General features: G+C 65.2%; 21 protein-coding genes. 12 read left to right on the top strand and 9 right to left on the bottom strand.

Going from position 1 to position 21702, the window contains the following annotated elements:
• The first annotated feature begins 212 nt into the window (after positions 1–212).
• A complete protein-coding gene (locus tag N2603_RS01880) occupies positions 213–1004 on the top strand; it encodes a Bax inhibitor-1/YccA family protein (RefSeq protein ID WP_026312126.1) in 792 nt (263 codons plus the stop codon).
• Between the two features lie 220 nt (positions 1005–1224).
• On the top strand, positions 1225–1755 hold the full coding sequence (locus N2603_RS01875; RefSeq protein WP_018643906.1) for a GNAT family N-acetyltransferase: 531 nt from the start codon (positions 1225–1227) through the stop codon (positions 1753–1755).
• 215 nt (positions 1756–1970) lie between these two features.
• Here N2603_RS01875 and N2603_RS01870 read toward each other — a convergent pair whose 3' ends face one another.
• The 3 genes from N2603_RS01870 to acnA form a co-directional block, all read right to left on the bottom strand.
• Entirely contained in the window at positions 1971–2342 is a 372-nt protein-coding gene (locus tag N2603_RS01870; protein WP_026312127.1) for a DUF2794 domain-containing protein, read from the bottom strand.
• Positions 2343–2982: 640 nt separating this feature from the next.
• Positions 2983–3759, bottom strand: coding sequence for a DUF1223 domain-containing protein (locus N2603_RS01865; RefSeq protein WP_260387481.1), 777 nt, complete (start codon positions 3757–3759; stop codon positions 2983–2985).
• Between the two features lie 234 nt (positions 3760–3993).
• Positions 3994–6714 carry an aconitate hydratase AcnA gene (acnA, locus tag N2603_RS01860; RefSeq protein ID WP_260387480.1) on the bottom strand — a complete coding sequence of 907 codons (2721 nt, stop codon included), beginning with the start codon at positions 6712–6714 and terminating at the stop codon, positions 3994–3996.
• Positions 6715–6955: 241 nt separating this feature from the next.
• Here acnA and ccmA point away from each other — a divergent pair, with 241 nt between their 5' ends.
• The 5 genes from ccmA to N2603_RS01835 all read left to right on the top strand — a co-directional run bounded on the left by ccmA (position 6956) and on the right by N2603_RS01835 (position 10129).
• Positions 6956–7558 carry a heme ABC exporter ATP-binding protein CcmA gene (gene ccmA / locus N2603_RS01855; RefSeq protein ID WP_260424432.1) on the top strand — a complete coding sequence of 201 codons (603 nt, stop codon included), beginning with the start codon at positions 6956–6958 and terminating at the stop codon, positions 7556–7558.
• A gap of 253 nt (positions 7559–7811) precedes the next feature.
• Positions 7812–8480, top strand: a complete 669-nt coding sequence (gene ccmB, locus N2603_RS01850) for a heme exporter protein CcmB (protein WP_130362890.1) — start codon at positions 7812–7814, stop codon at positions 8478–8480.
• 91 nt (positions 8481–8571) lie between these two features.
• Positions 8572–9357: a heme ABC transporter permease gene (locus tag N2603_RS01845; protein ID WP_260387479.1), complete on the top strand. Its 786-nt coding sequence runs from the start codon at positions 8572–8574 to the stop codon at positions 9355–9357.
• The gene (ccmD, locus tag N2603_RS01840) at positions 9354–9539 is read left to right on the top strand and encodes a heme exporter protein CcmD (RefSeq protein WP_260387478.1); all 186 of its coding nucleotides are present in this window, start codon (positions 9354–9356) and stop codon (positions 9537–9539) included. Before N2603_RS01845 ends, ccmD begins: the two co-directional genes overlap by 4 nt.
• A complete protein-coding gene (locus N2603_RS01835; protein ID WP_260387477.1) occupies positions 9536–10129 on the top strand; it encodes a DsbE family thiol:disulfide interchange protein in 594 nt (197 codons plus the stop codon). The genes ccmD and N2603_RS01835 overlap by 4 nt, the downstream gene beginning before the upstream one ends.
• A 107-nt stretch (positions 10130–10236) precedes the next feature.
• Here the strand turns inward: N2603_RS01835 and N2603_RS01830 are convergent, their stop codons facing one another.
• The gene (locus N2603_RS01830; protein WP_018643916.1) at positions 10237–10839 is read right to left on the bottom strand and encodes a septation protein A; all 603 of its coding nucleotides are present in this window, start codon (positions 10837–10839) and stop codon (positions 10237–10239) included.
• A gap of 2 nt (positions 10840–10841) precedes the next feature.
• The gene (gene ftsY / locus N2603_RS01825) at positions 10842–11789 is read right to left on the bottom strand and encodes a signal recognition particle-docking protein FtsY (RefSeq protein WP_260387476.1); all 948 of its coding nucleotides are present in this window, start codon (positions 11787–11789) and stop codon (positions 10842–10844) included.
• A gap of 57 nt (positions 11790–11846) precedes the next feature.
• Between ftsY and N2603_RS01820 the strand changes: the two genes are divergently transcribed.
• Positions 11847–12548: an RluA family pseudouridine synthase gene (locus N2603_RS01820; RefSeq protein ID WP_260387475.1), complete on the top strand. Its 702-nt coding sequence runs from the start codon at positions 11847–11849 to the stop codon at positions 12546–12548.
• 272 nt (positions 12549–12820) lie between these two features.
• Complete coding sequence (locus N2603_RS01815; RefSeq protein WP_260387474.1) at positions 12821–13930, top strand: DUF2336 domain-containing protein; 1110 nt, start codon at positions 12821–12823, stop codon at positions 13928–13930.
• 193 nt (positions 13931–14123) lie between these two features.
• On the opposite strand, the gene mtaB is transcribed toward N2603_RS01815, so the two are convergent.
• Positions 14124–15377 carry a tRNA (N(6)-L-threonylcarbamoyladenosine(37)-C(2))-methylthiotransferase MtaB gene (gene mtaB / locus N2603_RS01810; RefSeq protein ID WP_260387473.1) on the bottom strand — a complete coding sequence of 418 codons (1254 nt, stop codon included), beginning with the start codon at positions 15375–15377 and terminating at the stop codon, positions 14124–14126.
• The gene (gene dapF / locus N2603_RS01805) at positions 15377–16252 is read right to left on the bottom strand and encodes a diaminopimelate epimerase (RefSeq protein ID WP_260387472.1); all 876 of its coding nucleotides are present in this window, start codon (positions 16250–16252) and stop codon (positions 15377–15379) included. The genes mtaB and dapF overlap by 1 nt, the downstream gene beginning before the upstream one ends.
• Positions 16253–16487: 235 nt before the next feature.
• On the opposite strand from dapF, the gene N2603_RS01800 reads away from it, so the two are divergent.
• Positions 16488–17285, top strand: a complete 798-nt coding sequence (locus N2603_RS01800; protein WP_260387471.1) for a GyrI-like domain-containing protein — start codon at positions 16488–16490, stop codon at positions 17283–17285.
• A gap of 5 nt (positions 17286–17290) precedes the next feature.
• Positions 17291–17995, top strand: a complete 705-nt coding sequence (locus tag N2603_RS01795; protein ID WP_260387470.1) for an SIMPL domain-containing protein — start codon at positions 17291–17293, stop codon at positions 17993–17995.
• A gap of 36 nt (positions 17996–18031) precedes the next feature.
• Here the strand turns inward: N2603_RS01795 and N2603_RS01790 are convergent, their stop codons facing one another.
• Both N2603_RS01790 and N2603_RS01785 read right to left on the bottom strand, forming a co-directional pair.
• Positions 18032–18442, bottom strand: a complete 411-nt coding sequence (locus tag N2603_RS01790; RefSeq protein WP_260387469.1) for a hypothetical protein — start codon at positions 18440–18442, stop codon at positions 18032–18034.
• A 175-nt stretch (positions 18443–18617) separates the two neighbouring features.
• On the bottom strand, positions 18618–19682 hold the full coding sequence (locus N2603_RS01785) for an MBL fold metallo-hydrolase (RefSeq protein WP_260387468.1): 1065 nt from the start codon (positions 19680–19682) through the stop codon (positions 18618–18620).
• Between the two features lie 436 nt (positions 19683–20118).
• Here N2603_RS01785 and ffh point away from each other — a divergent pair, with 436 nt between their 5' ends.
• Positions 20119–21666, top strand: a complete 1548-nt coding sequence (ffh, locus tag N2603_RS01780) for a signal recognition particle protein (protein ID WP_260387467.1) — start codon at positions 20119–20121, stop codon at positions 21664–21666.
• Positions 21667–21702 lie beyond the last annotated feature (36 nt).

Genomic DNA, 21702 nt, shown 5'->3' with positions numbered 1-21702 from the left:
CGCCCGCCCGTCTGGATTGCAGCCAAGGGCGACATTCAGCCGCGCGTGGACGGTTGCGGCGAATGTGTTAGTTTCCCACATATCGAATGGGTTCGGAGCCCCGATTGTTAGCCAAAATTTAGTCGGCAGGCAGCGGTATCCGAGATAGAGTTTGACGAACCGGAGGCATGGCGACCCTCATGCCGGACCGGCCAACCAACGGGAATTCGACCATGTCGGACCTAGACCGTAACTACGCTTCTCCTTTCGGCAGGGCCGCCGGGCGTGTCGACGCCGCGACGGTCGATGCCGGCCTGCGCGCTTATATGCTGCGCATCTACAATTACATGAGCATTGGCCTCGCCATCACGGGCCTTGCCGCGCTCGGCGTCTACATGGCCGCCGTGACCGACGTCCCGACGGCGGACGCCGTCCGCGTCGGCAAGCTGTTCCTGACGCCGTTCGGCTACGCGATGTTCGTCAGCCCCCTGAAGTGGCTGTTCATGCTCGCGCCGCTTGCGATGGTGTTCGTGATCTCGGCGGGCATCAACCGCCTCGCCCCCTCGACCGCCCAGATCCTGTTCTGGGTGTTCTCGGCGCTGATGGGCATCTCGCTATCGTCGATCTTCCTGGTGTTCACCCACACCTCGATCGTGCGGGTGTTCTTCATCACCGCGGCGACCTTCGGTGCGCTCAGCCTCTACGGCTACACCACCAAGCGTGACCTGACCGGCATGGGCTCGTTCCTGTTCATGGGCCTGATCGGCATCATCATCGCGAGCCTGGTGAACCTGTTCCTGGCGAGCTCGATGCTGCAGTTCATCGTGTCGGTGGTCGGCGTGCTGGTGTTCGCGGGCCTCACCGCCTGGGATACGCAGCGGCTGAAGAACGACTACATCTACGGCTACGCCTCGGCCGGCGGTGACATCGCAGAGCGTGCGGCCATCACCGGCGCGCTGTCGCTGTACCTGAACTTCATCAACCTGTTCACGCTGCTCCTGCAGCTCCTCGGTCAGCGCGACTAAGCTCTGAGACGAGAGAACGGACACGAACCCCGGCCGAGAGGCCGGGGTTTTTGTTTGGGGCGGGGGTCTCTCCTCGTCATTGCGAGGAGCCCTTGCGACGAAGCAATCCAGAGGTCCCTCCACGGATGCATTTCTGGATTGCTTCGCTGCGCTCGCAATGACGGGCGTGGAGGCGGAACAGCCTCTTCCAGCAGTCTCCGGAAGGCTCTAATCTTCCCCCATGTCCGCACCTGAAATCAGGCCCACCATCGAGGCCGACCTTCCCGCCATCACCGCCATCTACCAGCAGGCCGTCCGCGAGGGCACGGCGACGTTCGAGCTGGAACCGCCCGACCTTGCCGAGATGACGCGCCGCTATCGCGCGCTGGTCGACGGCGGCTATCCCTATTTCGTCGCGATCCTCGACGGGCGCGTGGCCGGATACGCCTATGCCGGCGCCTACCGGCCGCGGCCGGCCTACCGCTTTACCGTGGAGAACTCGATCTATCTCGATCCCTCCTTCCACCGCCGCGGCGTCGGCTCAAAGCTGCTGGAGCGGCTGATCACCGAATGCGAGGCGCGCGGCTTCCGCCAGATGATCGCGGTGATCGGCGATTCCGCCAATGCCGGCTCGATCGGCGTGCACACCAGGGGCGGCTTCAAGATGATCGGCACGCATCCCAATGTCGGGCTGAAATTCGGCCGCTGGCTCGATACGGTGATGATGCAGCGCGACCTCGGCGAGGGCGCGCGGAGCGTGCCAACAAAGTAGGGCAGTCCCGTAGCCCGGGTGAGCGCAGCGATACCCGGGAACACGGCAAGCAAAGACCCGGATGTCGCTTCGCTCATCCGGGGTACGAGGTCTCGCCAAATCACCGGTGCCGTAAGGTGGGCAAAGCGGAGCGTGCCCACCATCTGCGGCGATGGAGAAAGGACGTGGGCACGGCGCTTTGCGCCTTTGCCCACCCTACGGCACTGTCCGTGTGGCTATACCACCGCCAGCTTGCGATCGATCACCAGCAACACGCGGTCGAGCTCGTGGCCGCGGCGCAGGATCAGGCCCGTCGCCGAGATCACGCTGTACATGCCCTGCTTGCGTGCGAGGCGCGGATCCTTCTCGATGCGATAGATCGGCACTTCCGAGGCGCGGCGATAGACCGAGAACACCGCGCGATCCCTGAGGAAGTCGATGGCGTAGTCGCGCCACTCGCCGTCGGCAACCATGCGGCCATAGAGATTGAGAATACGATGCAGCTCGAGCCGGTTGAAAGTCACCCGGTTCGGTTGCGCGTTCGTAGCGGCGGGACGCGCCGCCGCGCGCTGCCCGCTCGGATCGGCATCCTCCGGCATCAGGCTCATGAGAAGCGCCTCCTCGTCGCGCAACATGACCGCGTCCGCGAAAACCGTCCCCGGAACCGCGGATCATGACAGTTGCATGATCGCGCCAACCGCCGTCCTCCGCAAGGGCTCTCGATGGAACCCGGGAAAAAGCCCAGAGAGAGACAAAGCCCAGAGAGACTTGTGGCTCAACCGGTAGAATCGGGTACGAACCAGGCCACACGCAGGGGTGGAACTCTGTCGCGACGAACCGTCACGGGATCGTGCTCAAGAATCTTAGTCTCGCCGCTTTTCCGCCCAGCGCCTGCCGCCCTGCATTGCGAAAAGACCAATGTGCGTTGACCCGGTCCTTTCGGTTCCGGATTCCTCAGCCCCCAGCCCCCCGGGGTCGAACAGGATCGGGTCTGTACGCGCGACAAGGAGGACCAACGCGAGTTGGTCCTTTTTTGTTTGTGCCCGGATGTTTCCGGACGCGACCATTTCTCCTGACCGCCAGGCACACTCTCTCCCCTCATCCTGAGGGCGGCGCTCTTCGCGCGGCGTCTCGAAGGATCGAGGCCCGGATGCAGCAGCGGGGCCTCGCATGGTTCGGGACGCGCGCAACAGCGCGCTCCTCACCATGAGGCGTTAGAGCGAATTCGACGCTAGAGAGAAATTCGAATCAGTGCAGCGACGTGTACGCCGCGCCGAGCATCGGGCCCGGCTTCTCGCGGCTGCCGTCCTGCACGTAGACCACCGCGCCGTCGACGCCATCGCGCGTGAGGTTCTCGATCGGCACGGTCCAGCTTTCGGCACGGCCGTTCCAGTCGCCGACCTTGAGCAGGTTGCGCACCACGTTGTGGTAGGTGATCTGCTGCCCGCGATTTTCGCCCTTGGCGATCGCGATCGGGACCGACTTGGCGATCGAGCAGATCCAGACCTCGCCATGCGAGACCGCCGGCTCATTGCTCGCGGCGACCGAGACGTTGATCTGCTTGCCGGCGAGCGACATCGTCACCGGAACGCTCATCACGCCGGTGCCCTTGTCGGTCTTGCCGATCGCGCTCTCGATGCCGGCGCGATCGCTGCCGATGACATGCGTCGAGCCATTCACCACGACCTGCGGCGTGTAGACCTCGCGGTCACCGCGCATGCGCGAATAGGCACGCTGCCGTGCAGAGAAACGCGAATCCGCCAGCGTGTCCTTCCAGCCGAGATAGTCCCAATAATCGATCGGCATGCTCAGCGCGATGATCGAGGGGTCGCTGGAGAGGTCGCCGATGATCTTGTCGGCGGGCGGGCAGGACGAGCAGCCCTGCGAGGTGAACAATTCGACAACGGCGCGGGGATCGGCGTGAGCGGGACGGATGACGGCGACGATTGCACAGATGCCGAGTGCTCCCGACCAGAGGGCACCGGACCAACGTGAAATCAGATGAGAAGCCGTCATTGTTGTCATGTCGAACGCCGCACACCAAAGCTCGTGGGAGGGGGAATCTTATCGATTGATGGTCACCGTAGTCTTACGGGGCGCGGCATGCTCAACCATCCAGGAAACCGTGCGAAAACCGATTTTCCGCCGGATGGGCCCATCCAAAACATGCCGCAAACGCGCGAAGGCGGCCTTGTGATAGGCCGCCTTCGTTTAACCTTCTACTCACGTCGCAGTGAGCCACCGTTCACAAATTCGCGCTTAGGCCGCGAGCTTGCGCAGCACGTAGTGCAGAATGCCGCCGTTCCGGTAGTAGTCGAGCTCGTCCAGCGTATCGATGCGGCAGAGCAGCGAAACGCGCTGCAACGAACCGTCGCCGGAGACGATCTCCGCAGTCAGCTTCTGGCGCGGCTTGAGATCGCCGACCAGACCACGCAGCGTGACCTTCTCGTCGCCCTTCAGGCCGAGCGACGACCAGGAGGTGCCTTCCTCGAAGGTCAGCGGCAGCACGCCCATGCCGACCAGGTTGGAGCGGTGGATGCGCTCGAAGCTCTGGCAGATCACGGCACGAACGCCGAGCAGACGGGTGCCCTTCGCAGCCCAGTCGCGCGAGGAACCGTTGCCGTATTCGGCGCCGGCGAACACCACCAGCGGCACCTCCTCCTGCTGGTACTTCATCGCGGCGTCGTAGATCGACATCTGCTCGCCGTCGGGCCAGTGCTTGGTGAGGCCGCCTTCCGGAATGTTGCCGTCAGCACCCTTGAGCATGAAGTTCTTGATGCGGATGTTGGCGAAGGTGCCGCGCATCATGACTTCATGGTTGCCGCGACGCGTGCCGTACTGGTTGAAGTCGGCGGGACGCACCTGGTGCTCGCTGAGATACTTGCCTGCGGGCGAGGTGAGCTTGATCGAGCCGGCCGGCGAGATGTGGTCGGTGGTGATCTTGTCGCCGAACATGGCGAGGACGCGCGCCTCGACGATGTCGGTGACCGGCTCCGGCTCCTTCTTCATGCCTTCGAAATAGGGCGGGTTCTGCACATAGGTCGAAGACATGTTCCAGCGATAGGTCTCGCTCTCGACCGTCTTGATCTTGCGCCAGTTGGTATCGCCCTTGAACACGTCGGCATACTTCTTCTTGAAGATCGACGCGGTCACGAACTTCTTCATGAAGGCGTTGATCTCCTTGGTCGTCGGCCAGATGTCCTTGAGGTACACCGGCTTGCCGTCCTTGCCTTCGCCGAGCGGCTCGACCGCGAGGTTCTTGGTCACGCTGCCCGCGAGCGCGTGGGCGACGACCAGCGGCGGCGAGGCCAGATAGTTCGCCTGCACGTCCGGCGAGACGCGGCCTTCGAAGTTGCGGTTACCGGACAGCACGGCGGCGGCGACGATGCCGTTGTCGTTGATCGACTTCGAGATCTCCTCCGGCAGCGGACCGGAATTGCCGATGCAGGTGGTGCAGCCGAAGCCGACCAGGTTGAAGCCGACCTTGTCGAGATCCTTCTGCAGACCGGAATCGGCGAGATAGCCCGCGACGACCTGGCTGCCCGGGGCGAGCGAGGTCTTCACCCACGGTTTTGCCTTGAGGCCCTTCGCAGCCGCGTTGCGCGCGAGCAGGCCCGCGCCGATCAAGACGCTCGGGTTCGAGGTGTTGGTGCAGGAGGTGATGGCGGCAATCACGACGTCGCCATGGCCGATCTCGAAGTCCTTGCCCTCGACGGCAAAGCGCTTCTCCGGCTCCTCGGCCTTCTTGTACTCGCTGCTGAGCGCGACCGAAAAACCTTCGGCGACCGACGGCAGCGCGATGCGGCCTTCGGGACGCTTCGGGCCGGCCATCGACGGCACGACGTCGGCGAGGTCGAGCGTCAGCGTCTCCGTGAACACCGGATCGGCCGACTTGGCGGTGCGGAACAGCCCTTGCGCCTTCGCGTAGGCCTGCACCAGCGCGACGCGCGGCGCGGCGCGGCCGGAGGTCTTGAGGTAGTCGATCGCGGCGGCGTCGACCGGGAAGAAGCCGCAGGTCGCGCCGTATTCAGGCGCCATGTTGGCGATGGTCGCCTTGTCGGCGACGGAGAGATTGTCGAGGCCGGGGCCGAAGAACTCGACGAACTTGCCGACGACGCCGAGCTTGCGCAGCATCTGCGTCACGGTCAGCACGAGGTCGGTGGCGGTGACGCCTTCCTTCATCGCGCCCTTCAGCTTGAAGCCGACGACGTTGGGCAGCAGCATCGACAGCGGCTGGCCGAGCATGCAGGCTTCCGCCTCGATGCCGCCGACGCCCCAGCCGAGCACGGCGAGACCGTTGACCATGGTGGTGTGGGAGTCGGTGCCGACGAGCGAGTCGGGATAGGCGACCTCGAAGGTGCCGGTCTTCTTGCCGACCGTCATCTTCTCCTTCTTGGTCCAAACCGTCTGGGAGAGATATTCGAGATTGACCTGGTGGCAGATGCCGGTGCCGGGCGGCACGACCGAGAAGTTCGAGAACGCCTTCTGGCCCCACTTCAGGAACTCGTAGCGCTCCTGGTTCTGCTTGTATTCCTCGGTGACGTTCTTGGCGAAGGCCTTGTTGTCGCCGAAGAAGTTCACGATCACGGAGTGGTCGATGACGAGATCGACGGGGACCAGCGGGTTGATCTTCTCGGCGTCACCACCGAGCTTCTGCATGGCGTTTCGCATGGCAGCCAGGTCGACCACGGCCGGAACGCCCGTAAAATCCTGCATCAGCACGCGGGCCGGGCGGAAGGCGATCTCATGTTCCAGCGACTTCTTGCGCAGCCACTTCGACACCGCGACGATGTCTTCCTTCTTGACCGAGCGGCCGTCCTCATTGCGCAGGAGGTTCTCGAGCAGGACCTTCATCGAATAGGGGAGTTTCGAAATTCCCTTCAGACCATTCTTCTCGGCCGTGGGCAGGCTGTAATAGACATAGGTCTTGGCGCCGACCTTGAGGGTCTTTTTGCATTTGAAGCTGTCGAGCGAGGTCATGTAGGAAATCCCAATTGTTAGTTATACCCGGCAGGGTATTTTAACACCGTCAGCGTAGCAGGCTGGGTCGCTTGCAGGGGCAGGTTGAGTTGCTGCATCAAGTAGTTCCGGGCTTATAGAAGCTTTCTAACCGCACCGCCACAGCCACAATCGTGCCGCAGCAATTGCCGAGCCAAAAATTCCCATGCGCTACCCCAAGATTTCCTGAGGCCTGGCTTTGAGCGGACTGGACCAAGCCAAGATGCAACTGTCCGGACGCGGGGTCGCCTGCGTGCGCGGCGGGCGCGAGGTGTTTTCCGGGCTCGACTTCCATGCCGCATCCGGCGAGGCCCTGTCGGTCGTCGGCCGCAATGGCGCGGGCAAGACCTCGCTGCTGCGCCTGATCGCAGGCCTGCTCGTTCCGGCCGGCGGCACGATCGTACTGGACGGGGGCGACGCCGAAATGACGCTGCCGGAGCAGTGCCACTATCTCGGCCATCGCGACGCCCTCAAGCCGGCGCTGAGCGTCGAGGAAAACCTGGCATTCTGGGCCGATTTTCTGGGCGGCGAGCGTTCTGACGCCGCCGCGAGCCTCGAGGCCGTCGGCCTCGACCACGCCACCCATCTGCCCGCCGCCTTCCTGTCCGCCGGCCAGCGCCGCCGGCTCTCGCTGGCCCGGCTGCTCACGATCCGGCGCCGGATCTGGCTGTTGGACGAGCCGACCACCGCACTGGACGTGGCCGGCCAGGACATGTTCGGCGGCCTGATGCGGGAGCACCTCGCCTGCGGCGGCATGATCATCGCGGCGACCCATGCGCCGCTCGGGATCGATTCGCGGGAGCTGCGGATCGGGGGTGCGGCATGATTCCGATCGACCCTCAGCTTTCCAAGCGCCAAACCTCCGCTCTCTCCGTTCCCTCCCCCCTTGCGGGGGAGGGTCAGGGAGAGGGGTGCCACACGGGGACTCTCTCGTCCGGTCCAAGCCCTGTTCTGACCCAACGCGCACCATTTCCTGGGCTGCCCCTCTCCCCCGCCCTCCCCCGCAAGGGGGGAGGGAGCGCCGTGTGCCTGGGGCTGGCCGCGCGTGCAGATTCGAATCCCGCCGAAAGGGCAGCCCCATGACCGCCCTGTCCGCCCTGATCCGCCGGGACATCCGGATCGCGCTCCGCGTCGGCGGCGGGGCGCTGATCGGGGTGCTGTTCTTCCTGACCGTGGTGGTGCTGATGCCGTTCGCGGTCGGGCCGGACCTGGCGCTGCTGTCGCGGCTGGGGCCGGCGATCCTCTGGCTCGGCGCGCTCCTGGCGAGCCTGCTCACCCTGGACCGGCTGTTCATGGCCGACCATGAGGACGGCTCGCTCGACCTGATCACGATGAGCCGGACCCCGCTGGAACTGGCCTGCGCGGCCAAGGCGCTGGCGCATTGGCTGGCCGCCGGCCTGCCGCTGATTGTCGCAACCCCCGTGCTCGGGCTGCTGCTCAACCTCGACATGGTCGCGACCGGCGCGGTGGCGCTGACGCTGCTGGCGGGCACGCCGGCGCTGACCTTCACCGGCATGATCGGCGCCGGGCTGGCGGTGACGCTGCATCGCGGCGGACTGTTGATGGCCGTGCTGGTGCTGCCGCTGTCGATTCCCGTGCTGATCTTCGGCGTTGCCGCCTCGCAAGCCGCGATCGTCGGTCCCATGACGTTCGGCGCGCCGTTCTCGATCCTGTGCGCGCTGTCGCTGGTCAGCCTCGTGGTCGGCCCCTTCGCAGCGGCGGCGAGCCTGCGGCATGGGCTGGATTGAGCTGGACTGGACTGACCTTGACCCCGATCAACTTTCGTGGCGCGCTTTCATGCTGATTGCGTGAGCATCAACCGGTGATTATCAGGATACCATGACGCTGATCGACCTCGCCAACCCCACGCGGTTCCTCGCGCTGACAGCGCGGGTGTTGCCATGGCTTGCGGGTGCGACCGTCATCCTGCTCGCCATCGGCCTCTATCAATCCGCTTACGCGCCCGACGACTACCAGCAGGGCGCGACCGTCAAGATCATGTTCATCCACGTGCCCAATGCCTGGCTGTCGATGTTCGTCTGGGGCGTGATGAGCATCGCCTCGCTGGGCACGCTGGTGTGGCGGCACCCGCTCGCCGATGTCGCCGCGAAGGCGGCCGCTCCCATCGGCGCCAGCTTCACCTTCCTGGCACTGCTCACGGGCTCGCTGTGGGGCCGGCCGATGTGGGGCACCTATTGGGAATGGGACGCGCGGCTGACCTCGGTGCTGATCCTGTTCCTGATGTATCTCGGCCTGATGGCGCTGTGGCGCGCGGTCGATGATCCCTCGCGCGCGGCGCGCGCCGCCGCGGTGCTGACGCTGGTCGGCGCGATCAACCTGCCCATCATCAAGTTCTCGGTCGACTGGTGGAACACGCTGCACCAGCCGGCCTCGGTGATGCGCATGGGCGGCTCGACGCTCGACAAGTCCTTCCTGATTCCGCTTTTGGTGATGGCGATCGCCTTCACGCTGCTGTTCGTCACGCTGCATCTGGCGGCGATGCGCAACGAGATTTTGCGCCGCCGCGTCCGCTCGCTGCAGATGATGCAGGCGAGCCGCGTCGCGTTTTCGAACGAGGTGGGCACCGGTTCGCATCAAGAAAACGCGTCAACAGGGGCGGCGTGATCATGTCGCTCGGTCCCTACGCCTCCTTCATCGTGACGTCCTATGCCGCTGCGGCCATCGTGATCGTGATCCTGATCGGCTGGATCGTGCTCGACTATCGCAACCAGACGCAGCGTTTGCGCGAGCTCGACCGTAGCGGCGTCACCCGCCGCTCGGGCCGCAGCGCGATGGACGCGTCATGAGCGGTCAATCGACCTCCGGCGCGCCGCAGCGCCGCACCTTCCTGATGATGCTGCCGCTGATCGCTTTCATCGGCCTCGCCGTGCTGTTCTGGTTCCGGCTCGGCAGCGGCGATATCTCCCGGATTCCCTCCGCGCTGATCGGCCGGCCCGCACCGCAGACCGCGCTGCCGGAGCTCGCGGGATTGCAAGACAACGGCGCACAGGTGCCGGGGCTCGATCCAGCCGCCTTCAAGGGCAAGGTCAGCCTCGTCAATGTCTGGGCGTCCTGGTGCGTGCCGTGTCATGACGAAGCACCGCTGCTGACCGAACTGGCAAAAGACAAGCGCTTCCAGCTCGTCGGCATCAACTACAAGGACGCAGCCGATAACGCACGTCGCTTCCTCGGGCGCTACGGCAACCCGTTCGGCCGCGTCGGCGTCGACGCCAACGGCCGCGCCTCGATCGAATGGGGCGTCTACGGCGTACCGGAGACGTTTGTCGTCGGGCGCGAGGGGACGATCGTCTACAAGCTGGTCGGGCCGATCACGCCGGACAATCTGCGGACGGTGCTGATGCCGCAGATGGAGAAGGCGTTGAAGGCGGGGTCTTAGCCAAGACCGTCATTGCGAGGAGCTCTTGCGACGAAGCAATCCAGAGTCCCTCCGCGGAGATAGTCTGGATTGCTTCGCTTCGCTCGCAATGACGAGCGGAGAGACCGTCAACCCTTCCTCACATCCCCCGCCTCGGCCTCGCTGGTCTCCAGCGACGCCGGCTCTATCCCGTAGCGCTTGGTCAGCGGCATCTGGGCGATCGCAAAGATCATCGTGATCGGCGTGACGCCGAACACCTTGAAGTTCACCCAGAAATCCGTGCTCTGGGTGCGCCAGACGATTTCGTTCAGCACCGCCATGCCGGCGAAGAACAGCGCCCAGCGCAGCGTGAGGATGCGCCAGCCCTGCGGCGTCAAATTGAACATCTGGTCGAACATCACCGCGATGAAGGAGCGGCCGAACAACAGGCCACCGCCGAGGATCGCGGCGAACAGGCCGTAGATGATGGTCGGCTTGACCTTGATGAAGGTCTCGTCGTGCAGCACCAGGGTCAGCGTGCCGAACACCAGCACGATCACGCCCGTCACGATCGCCATGATCGGGATGTGGCGGGTCACCACATAGGAGGCGGCCATCGCCGCGACGATCGCGACCATGAAGGCGCCGGTCGCGGCGAACAAATTGAACTTCGCATTGACGAAGAAGAACACGAGCAGCGGACCGAGCTCGGTCGCAAGCTTGAACAGCGGATGCGGCTGGGTCTTGTCCATCTCTAACTTTCGATTCCGGCGATGGCGCGGGCGAAATCGCGTGCGGTGAATGGCGCGAGATCGTCGACGCCTTCGCCGACGCCGATGAAATGCACCGGCAGTTTGAACTTCTCCGCAAGCGCCACCAGGATGCCGCCGCGGGCGGTGCCGTCGAGCTTGGTCATCACGAGGCCGGTGACCCCGGCGGTGCGATGGAACGCCTCGACCTGCGACAGCGCGTTCTGGCCGACAGTAGCATCCAGCACCAGCAGCACGGCATGCGGCGCAGTGTCATCCACCTTGCGGATCACGCGCACGACCTTTTCGAGCTCGTTCATCAGCTCGGCCTTGTTCTGCAGGCGGCCGGCGGTGTCGATGAGAAGCACGTCGATGCCCTGCTCCTTCGCCGCGGTCAGCGCGTTGAAGGCAAGGCTCGCCGAATCCGAGCCCTGCGCGCCGGCGATGACCGGCGTCTTGGTCCGCTCGCCCCAGACCTTGAGCTGCTCGATGGCCGCAGCGCGAAACGTGTCACCGGCGGCCAGCATCACCTTGCGGCCTTCGGAGGCGAATTTTTGCGAGAGCTTTCCGATGGTGGTGGTCTTGCCGGAACCGTTGACGCCGACCACGAGAATGACGAACGGCTTCCTGGCCGCATCGATCTCGAGCGGCTTTGCCACCGGCGACAGCACCTTCTCGACCTCGGTCGCGACGACGTCCTTGACCTCGTCCGCCGAGATCGCCTTGTCGTAGCGCCCGGTGCCGACGGCGTCCGCGATCCGCACCGCGACGGAGGTGCCGAGATCGGCGCGCAAGAGCACGTCCTCGATGTCGTCGAGCATGGCTCGGTCGAGCTTGCGCTTGGTGACGAGGTCGGCGACCGCTGTCCCGAGCGAGGACGAGGTACGCTTGAGCCCGTTGGACAGGCGGCGCCACCAGCTCAGCTTGGGGGTCTCGGAGGTGGTATCGTTCATGGTGGCGTGTTAGCCGTTCCGGCTCGCAAACGAAAGCCTTGACCGAAAGTCTTGCAATTGCTCGATGTTCCCCAGTTGACGGCCGATGAAATCCTGGCCCGCGTGCTCCATCGCGACGGGCTGATGCTGATCATCGACAAGCCGGCCGGCCTGCCGGTGCATCGCGGCCCCAAGGGCGGTGCCAATCTGGAGGATTCCTTCGACGCGCTCCGCTTCGGCCTGCCGCGGCCGCCGGTGCTGGCCCACCGGCTGGACAAGGACACCTCCGGTTGCCTCGTGCTCGGGCGCCATCGCAAGGCGACCGCATCGCTGGGCCTGCTGTTCAAGCACGGCAAGATCGGCAAGACCTATTGGACCGTGGTCGAGGGCGGCCCTACTGAGGATGAGGGCACGATCGACATGCCGCTCGGCCGGCTCAATGCCGAACGCGGCTGGTGGCAGAAGCCGGATCCGGACGGGCAGAAGGCCATCACCAACTGGAAGGTGATGGGCCGGGGCGACGGTTTCACCTGGCTCGCCATGGAACCGGTGACCGGGCGGACCCATCAATTGCGGGTGCATTCGGCCGAGAGCGGCTGGCCGATCTTCGGCGATAACATTTACGGCAACGGTCCGCGCTTCGGCGAGCCGCGGCTGCACCTGCACTCCCGCGAGATCGTGGTGCCGATCTCCCGGAACAAGGAGCCGGTCCGCGTGGTCGCCCCGGCCCCGCCCCACATGCACGAGAAGCTCCGCGCCTGCGGGTGGAATGGGGAATAGGTGTCGCTGTCGTTCACCTCTCCCGCTTGCGGGAGAGGTCGACGCGCTCGCAGAGCGCGGCGGGTGAGGGCTCTCTCCTCTTGGGGATTGTCCCGTTGCGGAGACACCCTCTCCCCAACCCTCCCCCGCAAACGGGGGAGGGAGCGCACCGCATACCCGGCGGCACCTCGTTCCCATCGGCCATGGTTTACGAAACGTTCAGTGCTCGCCTCTAATGATAACGGTCGCTTAGAACAAGCTTCCGTCAATCCGCTCAGGACGAGCCGCGCGTCATGCCCAAGGCCGAGCTATCGATCATCGACGAGGTCGAATCCGCACTTCGGATCGGCTCGCCGGAAAAGGGCCTGGAAACGGCGCGGCGCGTCACCGACCTGTTCCTGTCCTCCGCCGGCAGTTTCAGCGACGAGCAGATCGCACTGTTCGACGACGTGCTCGAGCGCCTGATCGGCTCCATCGAGCTGCGCGCGATTGCCGACATGGGGGCGCGCGTGGCGCTGGCCGAGATCAGCATGCAGCTTGCGCCGATCGCGCAGGCGCCGCCGTCCGTGATCCGCCGCCTCGCCAACAATGACGAGATCCGCATCGCCGGCCCCGTGCTGCAGGAATCCGCTCGTCTCGACGATGGCGAGTTGGTGAGGATCGCCTCCAGCAAAAGCGAGCCGCATCTGCTCGCGGTCGCCGGTCGCTGGTGGCTGAAGGAGACCGTCACCGACGCGCTGCTGGCGCGGCGCTATCCCAGCGTCAGCCGGCGGCTCGCCGCCAATCCCGGCGCGCGCGTCTCCGGAAACGGATTCGCCGTCATCGTCGGCCAGGCCGAAAGCGATCCCGAGCTCGCGGTCAGCGTCGGCGTCCGTATCGACCTGCCGTCGGAGCTGCGCCGGCAGTTGCTGCGCTCGGCGACGGATGTGGTGCGCACGCGCCTGTTGTCGCGCGCGCCTCCGCATCTGTTCGAGGAGATCCAGAGCGCGATCGCCGCCGTCACCGTCGGCATCGAGCGCGAGATGTCGGGCGTCCGCGATTTCGAAGGCGCCAAGCGCGCCATCGCGGGCCTCAAGGCCACCGGCCAGCTCAACGAGGCGACGCTGCTCGGCTTTGCCAGACAGCGGCGCTATGAAGAGACCGCCGCTGCCCTCGCGGCGTTGTCCGGATCGACCGTCGAGGTGATCCGCCCGCTGATGCAGAGCCTGCGCGAGGACGGCCTCCTGGTGCCATGCAAGGCGGCCCAGCTCAGCTGGGAAACGACGGTCGCCGTGCTCGAAAGCCGTTTTGCGACCGGCGCGATGAAGCCGGCCGACCTTGCCAAGGCGCAGGGGCATTTCGCGCGCATAACGGCGGAGAACGCAAGGCGGACGCTGCGGTTCTGGCAGGTGCGGGCGTCGTAGGAGCGCGTTAGGGCCCGCGCTGCGTGCCAAGCTCTCCGCTGTCGTCCTGGCGAAAGCCAGGACCCATTACCACCGAATTCGGTTTGACGAAGACTGGTGGTTATCAATCGCATTCAACAACTACGCCCTGGGGTAATGGGTCCTGGCTTTCGCCAGGACGACGTTGGGGATGCAGTTGTGGGATGACCGCAAATTACGTGGTCAGCCGCTCGCCATCGCTGCCGGTGATCATCCGTGGCACGACACTTCCCACACGCTCACCCGCTACCGCCACCGGCAGATAATGCTCGGTGCGGCCCTGCTCCTCGCTCTCGATCAGCACCTCGCGTGTCGCGCCGATCTCCGCTTGCAGCCGCTGCCGCAGCGCCGCCTCGCCGGCTGCGCGCAGCCGCTTCGCACGGTCCTTGATCACGCCGCCCGCCACCTGCGGCATGCGCGCGGCGGGCGTGCCGGGGCGCGGGGAATAGGGGAAGACGTGCAGGAAGGTGAGGCCGCATTCTTCGACGAGGTCGAGCGAGCGCGAGAACATCTCCTCTGTCTCGGTCGGAAAGCCCGCGATGATGTCCGCGCCGAGGGCGATGTCCGGGCGCAAGCGGCGCACCTGGTCGCAGAAGGCGATCGCATCGCTCCGCAAGTGCCGCCGCTTCATGCGCTTCAGGATCATGTCGTCGCCTGACTGTAGCGACAGGTGCAGATGCGGCATCAGGCGCGCATCCTCAGTGATGGCATCGAGCAGGTCATGATCGGCCTCGATCGAATCGATCGAAGAGATGCGCAGGCGCTTGAGCTCCGGCACATGCCGCAAAATCTGCTTCGTCAGCATGCCGAGCTTCGGCGCACCGGGCAGGTCCGTGCCGTAGCTGGTGAGATCGACGCCGGTCAGCACGATCTCGGCATGGCCGCGCTCGGCCAATGCCCGCACCTGCTCGACCACCGCGCCCATCGGCACCGAACGCGAATTGCCGCGGCCGAACGGGATGATGCAGAAGGTGCAGCGGTGGTCGCAGCCGTTCTGCACCTGCACGAACACGCGCGGCAGGCCGCTGGCAAAGCCGTCAATGAGATGCGGCGCCATCTCCCTGATAGCCATGATGTCGCTGACGGCGATCTTTTCGCTGGCGCCGATGTCGAACGCGCTGCGCGTCTCGTGCCACGTTTCGCTGCGCATCTTGTCGTCATTGCCGACGACGCGGTCGACCTCGGCCATGTCGGCGAACATCTGGCTTTGCGTCTGCGCCGCGCAGCCGGTGACGACGATGCGCGCCTCGGGACGCTCGCGCTTCAGCTTGCGGATCGACTGACGCGCCTGCGCCACCGCCTCGTTGGTGACGGCGCAGCTGTTGATGACGATGGTGTCGGAAAGGCCTGCGCCTTCCGCTTTGCTGCGGATCACCTCGGCCTCGAAGGCGTTGAGGCGGCAGCCGAAGGTGACGATGTCGACGGCCATCAGCCGACCGGCGCAAACAGCGCCGGATCGAAATTGCCTTCATATTCGAAGGTCGCCGTGCCCGTCATCAGCACATGGTCGTCGCGCTCGCGCCATTCGATGCCGAGCTTGCCGCCGGGCAGCGTGATCTCGACCTTGCGCTCGGCGCGCTTGAGGCGCGCGGCCGCAACCGCCGTCGCGCAGGCCGCCGAACCGCAGGCCCGGGTCAGGCCGGCGCCGCGCTCCCAGGTGCGGATGGTGATGTGCTCGGGATCGACGATATGGGCGAGCGTGATGTTGGCGCGCTCGGGGAAGATCGGATGATTTTCGAGCAGCGGGCCGAAGCGCCCGAGATCGTAGGCGTTGACGTCGTCGACCCAGAACACCGCGTGCGGATTGCCCATGCTCACCGCTGAGGGCGAATGCAGGATCGGATTGTCGATCGGCCCGATCTGCAGTTCGATGTAGCGGGTGTCGCGAAACTCTTCCGCCAGCGGAATGTCCTGCCAGCCGAATTTTGGTGCGCCCATGTCGACCGTGTAGAGATCGGGCGCGGGGCCTTGCCAGGCATTGAGCAGGCCCGCGGCGGTCTCGAAGGTCGCCGTGGTCTGCCCCGTCTTCTCGAAGATGCGGCGGACCACGCAGCGCATGCCGTTGCCGCAGGCGCCGGCTTCGGAGCCGTCATTGTTGTAGATGCTGATGAAGGCCTCGGTGCCGTCGAGCCGCGGCTTCTGCAGCACCATGAGCTGATCGTAGGGCACGCCGCCCTGCGCGGACGCCACGGCGCGGGCGTCGTCCGGCGTCACCTTTGCCGCGGAGTCGCGCATGTCGACAACGACGATCTCGTTGCCGATGCCGTTCATCTTGGCAAATGCGTGGTGGGCCAGCGCGCTCATGAAAATTCCCGAATTTCGCCCGTCTTATATGGTGATCCCAGGCCGCTTGGCCAGTGATTTGCCGCCGCGAGCAGGACATCTGCCATGACGCATCTGTCATGGGACGAATTCGGCGCTCGCGTGTTAGAACGGCGCGGTTCGCGCGAACCGGGACGCGCGGCCGGGTTAAGGCCTTGGTGGGTAAGGTCTTGATGAATTGAGGCCCTGGCGGACCGGGGGCCTTGGGGAGAATAAAATGACCAGTTTTCGTCGTCTCGCTTTGGCCGCGCTGATCCCGGCAGCGGCCTTGTCGCTTGGGCTATCAGGCGCTCTGGCACAGTCCCCGAGCCCGGCGCCGGCTGCATCGGCGAGCCCCTCTTCGACAGGCCCCTCTTCGACAAGTCCTGCGCCGGCCCCGTCGGCTTCGCCCGCTCCGGCTGCGAGTGCCTCGCCCGCTCCTTCGGCAACACCCTCACCTGCGGCGAGTGCCTCACCTGCTCCTGCAGCATCGCCGGCGCCCGCAGCCAGCGCCTCGCCGAGCCCGCAGGCCCCGCCGCCCGCCGCGGCCGCCACCCCCGCTCCGGTGCAGACCGCCGATCCCTTCGGGCTCGAGACCACGCTCGAGCCGAAGAAGGTCGTGATGGTCAAGGGCACTGCCAATTGGGATTCCGCCTTCGACACGCTGATCGACGCCTTCAAGGCGCTCAACACGCTGCTGGACAAGCAGGGCATCAAGCACGCCGGCAATTCGATGATCGTCTACACCTCGACGGATGACACCGGCTTCACCTTCCTCGCCGAGATCCCGGTCGAGCAGGATCCCAAGAACTTGCCCAAGGACATGAGCGTCGGCAAATCGCCGGAGGGCAAGGCGCTGAAATTCGTCCATCGCGGCTCCTACGACAACATGGACAACACCTATGAGGCGATCACCAATCACCTCGACGACAAGAGACTGGAAGCCAAGGACACCTTCATCGAGGAATACCTCACCGATCCCCTGAAGACGGCTGAGGACAAGCTCGTGATCAATGTTTTCGTGCCGCTGAAGTGAGAGTGATGAAAAAGCCTGCAATACTCGCCGCCGTCCTTGCCACCACGCTGCTGGCCACGCCCGCGCGCGCCGACGATTTTCCCGCCGCGATCTCGGTCAGCGGCGAAGCCTCCGTGTCGGTGGCGCCTGATCTCGCGCAGATCGATGCAGGTGTCGCCAATGACGCCAAGACGGCGAAGGAAGCCTCCGATGCCAACAATGCCGCGATGGGCAAGGTGCTGCTGGCGCTGAAGGGCGCCGGCATCGCCGAGAAGGACTACCAGACCTCGCGGCTGTCGCTGCAGCCGCAATACGGCCAGAACAAATCCACCGGCGCCTCGCCCGTAACAGGCTTCCGCGCCTCCAACCGCGTCACCGTGAAGATCCGCGACGTGACCAAGGTGGCAACCATCATCGACACGCTGGTCAGCGCCGGCGCGAACGACATCGGCAACATCTCCTTCGAGGTGACGCAGGCCTCAAAACTGCTCGATGACGCGCGCGAGCAGGCGGTGGCCGATGCGCGGCGCAAGGCCGAAGTCTATGCCAAAGCCACCGGCGTGACGCTCGGGTCGCCGCTCAGCATCTCCGAGGGCAGCGCGCCGATGCCGTTGTTCAAGGGCCGCATGGCCCAAGAGCCGATGGCAAGAGTCTCCGCCGCTGTGGCGCCGGGCGAAGAGACACTGTCGGTGACGGTGAATGTGAGCTGGGCGATCAAGGCGGGGCAGTAACCTCTTTCGTAAGAGGCGCATCGCCGCAACACCTAATCAATCATTCGCGCTGATATCAGTAAAAAGGAACCCCGCCGGCGTCTTGGTAAAGACGAAGATGAGCTCGCCGCAGAAGATGAAGTAACTGTCGTTCTTATAATCATCGCGATCGTAGACGGCCTTGCCGCGCAGGATACACGCGCGATTTTTTGCCGTGAACGAGGTCCGATAGGTCTTGGCGCCAAATTGCGCGGCGTCGCGAATTGCGTTGTCGTTCATGAACGGCAATCGTGTCATAGCGGCGACGGCGGCGGAATCGTTTGCCTTCAGCGCCGCGCGAAACTTCTCGATGAAGCCATCGAATTCCTTCTGCAAGGCAGGAGAAGCGACGGCATTCTTCGCCTGGGCGACGGCTGGAGCAAGGTTCACAAGAGCGGTTGCAAGCACAATTCTCAGCAAAAATCCCACAGGCCGGCTCCATCCATCGATCGATCAAGGTCTTCCGACCGAAAGAAATTCATGGTGGTTTGTTGCGTCAGGGGCTTTCTGGTTCAACGGCGCAGAGCCGCACGCACTTGTCGCGATAGGAGCAAAGCGGACATTGCTTTCGTCGCATCACGCGCCGGGTTTATGGGGACACGACCTAAATCTCCACCACCTGCCCCGGCTTCATCGCCACGAACTTCTCCTGCGGAATCTTTGCCGCTTCGAGCGCCTCCACCAGCGCTTTTGCCGGCGCATCGATTGCTTCGTCCGTCAGCTGGAACGTGCCGTGATGGTGCCCGAGCGCGGCCTCGGCGCCGCAATCGGCCAGCGCCTTCACCGCATCCTCCGGGTTCATGTGCTGGTCGCGCATGAACCAGCGCGGCTCGTAGGCGCCGATGGGGAGGATGGCGAGGCGCAGCTTCCCGTGCTTCTCGGCGACCCGGCGGAAATGCCGGCCGTCGCCATAGCCGGAATCGCAGACCACGTAGATTTTCCCGGCCGGCGTCTCCAAGACAAAACTCGCCCACAGCGCCTTGTTGCGGTCGAACAGGCCGCGCGCGGTCCAGTGCCGGGTCGGCACCAGATGAACGGCGACACCTTCGCCGAGCTCGACGCGGTCGTGCCAGTCGAACGCTTCCGCCCTGATCGTGGGATCGACGCCGTGCATCGTGACGTCATTGCCGAGCGGGGTCACCACGCGCGGGCCAAAATTCTTGGCGAGGCGCGACAGCGTCGCCATGTCCAGATGATCGTAATGGCCGTGCGACACCAGCACGACGTCGACCTTCGGCAGCTTCTCGAAGGCGATGCCGGGATCGTTGTGCCGCTTCGGCCCGGCGAAGTTGACCGGCGAGACCCGCGAGGACCAGACGGGATCGACGAGGATGTTGAGGCCGCCGGCCTGGATCAGCCAGCTGGCGTGACCGACGAAGGAGAGCCGCACCTTGTCGCCATCGACCCGCTGCGGCGGGGTGTCGGCATGCGGGCTCGGGGCCCATTCGGGCCAGGCCGCCCGCTGGCGCTTGCCGCTGAACTGCCAGCGCAGCACCTCGCGAAGCGATTTCGGCGGCGCTCCGTCCGGATCGAAGAAGTGCAGGCCGTTGAAATGGTCGGAGGCGGGGCCGTCATAGGTCTTCATGCGGGACATCCAGAGGGAGGGGACGCCGACCAGAGCGCCGGCTCCGGCAAGCAGTCCGAAAAGGCGGCGGCGGGTGACCGGCACGGGCGGGCTTCTAGGGTTGGTCGGGGCGGTAGGACATCACCGCCTATATGGGCGGGGCCGGCGGAAAAGGAACCCGCCGCAAAAAAGATCATATTTTCAGTGTCTTGCCCTAGCAGAGGCGCCCCGGCGCCCTAACTTTCCTTGACTTTTGGGCGGGAGCGGCGTTTAACCCCGCCACTTTCTCGGAAAGGCTTTCTTTTCGACCCGCCGACCGGTCCTCGAGGCCGGAGGCCAACGCCCGACAGCGCTGTGCGCCCTCGGGCGTAAAGGTGTTTGGTTTTCTGCTCCCTCGCCCCGCTCTTGGGGGGAGAGGGTCGGGGTGAGGGGCTCTCTCCGCGTGTGATGCGCGTAGATGGTCCCGTACCCCCTCACCCGGATCGCAAGGGCGATCCGACCTCTCCCCGCAGGCGGGGAGAGGTAAAGAAGGACAACGGCATTGTTCGACAATCTGTCGGAACGGCTTGGTGGCATTCTCGATCGTCTGACGGGGCGCGGTGCGCTGACCGAGAAGGACGTCGACGCCGCGATGCGCGAGGTGCGCCGCGCGCTGCTGGAGGCCGACGTCGCGCTCGAGGTGGTGCGCAGCTTCACCGAGCGCGTGCGCGAGCAGGCGATCGGCGCCACCGTCGTCAAGTCGGTGACCCCCGGCCAGATGGTGGTCAAGATCGTCCATGACGAGCTGATCAACACGCTCGGCGCCGAAGGCCAGACCATCGACGTCAATTCCGTGCCGCCGGTGCCGATCATGATGGTCGGCCTGCAAGGCTCCGGTAAGACCACCACCACCGCAAAGCTCGCCCGCCGCCTGGTCCAGCGCGACAAGCGCAAGGTGCTGATGGCCTCGCTCGACGTCTACCGTCCGGCGGCGATGGAGCAGCTGGCCGTGCTCGGCCGCGACCTCGACATTCCGACGCTTCCGATCGTCGCCGGCCAGCAACCGCCGCAAATCGCAAAACGCGCGCTGGAAGCCGGCAAGCTCGGCGGCTACGACATCGTGCTGCTCGACACCGCCGGCCGCACCACGCTCGACGAAGAGATGATGGCGGAAGCCGCGGCGATCAAAGCCGCCGCCAATCCGCACGAAGTGCTGCTGGTCGCCGACAGCCTCACCGGCCAGGACGCCGTGAACCTTGCGCGCGCGTTCGATCAGCGCGTCGGCCTCACCGGCATCGTGCTGACACGTGTGGACGGCGACGGCCGCGGCGGTGCTGCGCTGTCGATGCGCGCGGTCACCGGCAAGCCGATCAAGCTGATCGGCACCGGTGAAAAGACCGACGCGCTGGAGGATTTCCACCCCGACCGTATCGCCGGCCGCATCCTCGGCATGGGCGACGTGGTCTCGCTGGTCGAACGTGCCGCCGCCAATATCGACGCCGAGAAGGCCGCGCGCACCGCCGAGCGCATGCGCAAGGGTCAGTTTGACCTCAACGACATGCGCGAGCAGCTTTTGCAGATGTCCAACATGGGCGGCATCAGCGGCCTGATGGGCATGATGCCCGGCATCTCCAAGATGAAGAACCAGATCGCGGCGGCCGGCATCGACGACAAGATCTTGAAGCGCCAGGTCGCGATCATCGATTCCATGACGCGCGACGAGCGCCGTCATCCGGACGTGCTGAAAGCGAGCCGCAAGAAGCGTATCGCAGCCGGCAGCGGCCAGAGCGTCGAGCATGTCAACAAGCTGCTGAAGATGCACCGGAACATGGCCGACGTGATGAAGGCCATGGGCTCGGGCAAGCGCGGCCCGCTCGCCGGCATCGCGCAGGCGATGGGCTTTGGCGGCGGCATGAAGATGCCCTCGCCGGAAGAGATGAAGGCGATGCAGGAGAAGATGCAGAGCGGCGGCGGACAAGGCCTGCCGAATTTGCCGAAGGATCTGCCGGCGGGTCTCCGCAGCGGTCTGCCGAACCTTCCTGGACTGACCGGGCTGAGCGGCAAGCCGACGCTGCCGGGCCTCGGCGGTTTCCCGGGCAAGAAGAAATGAGGAATTCGTCGCACGGGATCGCAACCGGTCTCGCGT

It is taken from the genome of Bradyrhizobium huanghuaihaiense (assembly GCF_025200885.1).
GTDB classification, from domain to species: Bacteria; Pseudomonadota; Alphaproteobacteria; order Rhizobiales; family Xanthobacteraceae; genus Bradyrhizobium; species Bradyrhizobium huanghuaihaiense.
This window is presented reverse-complemented; position numbering and strand designations above follow the sequence as displayed.

What these genes read in the sequence shown, in the direction of transcription:
- N2603_RS01880 (WP_026312126.1), top strand. Translation starts at nt 213, where the DNA reads ATGTCGGACCTAGACCGTAACTACGCTTCTCCTTTCGGCAGGGCCGCC.
- N2603_RS01875 (WP_018643906.1), top strand. Translation starts at nt 1,225, where the DNA reads ATGTCCGCACCTGAAATCAGGCCCACCATCGAGGCCGACCTTCCCGCC.
- N2603_RS01870 (WP_026312127.1), bottom strand. Translation starts at nt 2,342, where the DNA reads ATGAGCCTGATGCCGGAGGATGCCGATCCGAGCGGGCAGCGCGCGGCG.
- N2603_RS01865 (WP_260387481.1), bottom strand. Translation starts at nt 3,759, where the DNA reads ATGACAACAATGACGGCTTCTCATCTGATTTCACGTTGGTCCGGTGCC.
- acnA (WP_260387480.1), bottom strand. Translation starts at nt 6,714, where the DNA reads ATGACCTCGCTCGACAGCTTCAAATGCAAAAAGACCCTCAAGGTCGGC.
- ccmA (WP_260424432.1), top strand. Translation starts at nt 6,956, where the DNA reads ATGCAACTGTCCGGACGCGGGGTCGCCTGCGTGCGCGGCGGGCGCGAG.
- ccmB (WP_130362890.1), top strand. Translation starts at nt 7,812, where the DNA reads ATGACCGCCCTGTCCGCCCTGATCCGCCGGGACATCCGGATCGCGCTC.
- N2603_RS01845 (WP_260387479.1), top strand. Translation starts at nt 8,572, where the DNA reads ATGACGCTGATCGACCTCGCCAACCCCACGCGGTTCCTCGCGCTGACA.
- N2603_RS01835 (WP_260387477.1), top strand. Translation starts at nt 9,536, where the DNA reads ATGAGCGGTCAATCGACCTCCGGCGCGCCGCAGCGCCGCACCTTCCTG.
- N2603_RS01830 (WP_018643916.1), bottom strand. Translation starts at nt 10,839, where the DNA reads ATGGACAAGACCCAGCCGCATCCGCTGTTCAAGCTTGCGACCGAGCTC.
- ftsY (WP_260387476.1), bottom strand. Translation starts at nt 11,789, where the DNA reads ATGAACGATACCACCTCCGAGACCCCCAAGCTGAGCTGGTGGCGCCGC.
- N2603_RS01815 (WP_260387474.1), top strand. Translation starts at nt 12,821, where the DNA reads ATGCCCAAGGCCGAGCTATCGATCATCGACGAGGTCGAATCCGCACTT.
- mtaB (WP_260387473.1), bottom strand. Translation starts at nt 15,377, where the DNA reads ATGGCCGTCGACATCGTCACCTTCGGCTGCCGCCTCAACGCCTTCGAG.
- dapF (WP_260387472.1), bottom strand. Translation starts at nt 16,252, where the DNA reads ATGAGCGCGCTGGCCCACCACGCATTTGCCAAGATGAACGGCATCGGC.
- N2603_RS01800 (WP_260387471.1), top strand. Translation starts at nt 16,488, where the DNA reads ATGACCAGTTTTCGTCGTCTCGCTTTGGCCGCGCTGATCCCGGCAGCG.
- N2603_RS01795 (WP_260387470.1), top strand. Translation starts at nt 17,291, where the DNA reads ATGAAAAAGCCTGCAATACTCGCCGCCGTCCTTGCCACCACGCTGCTG.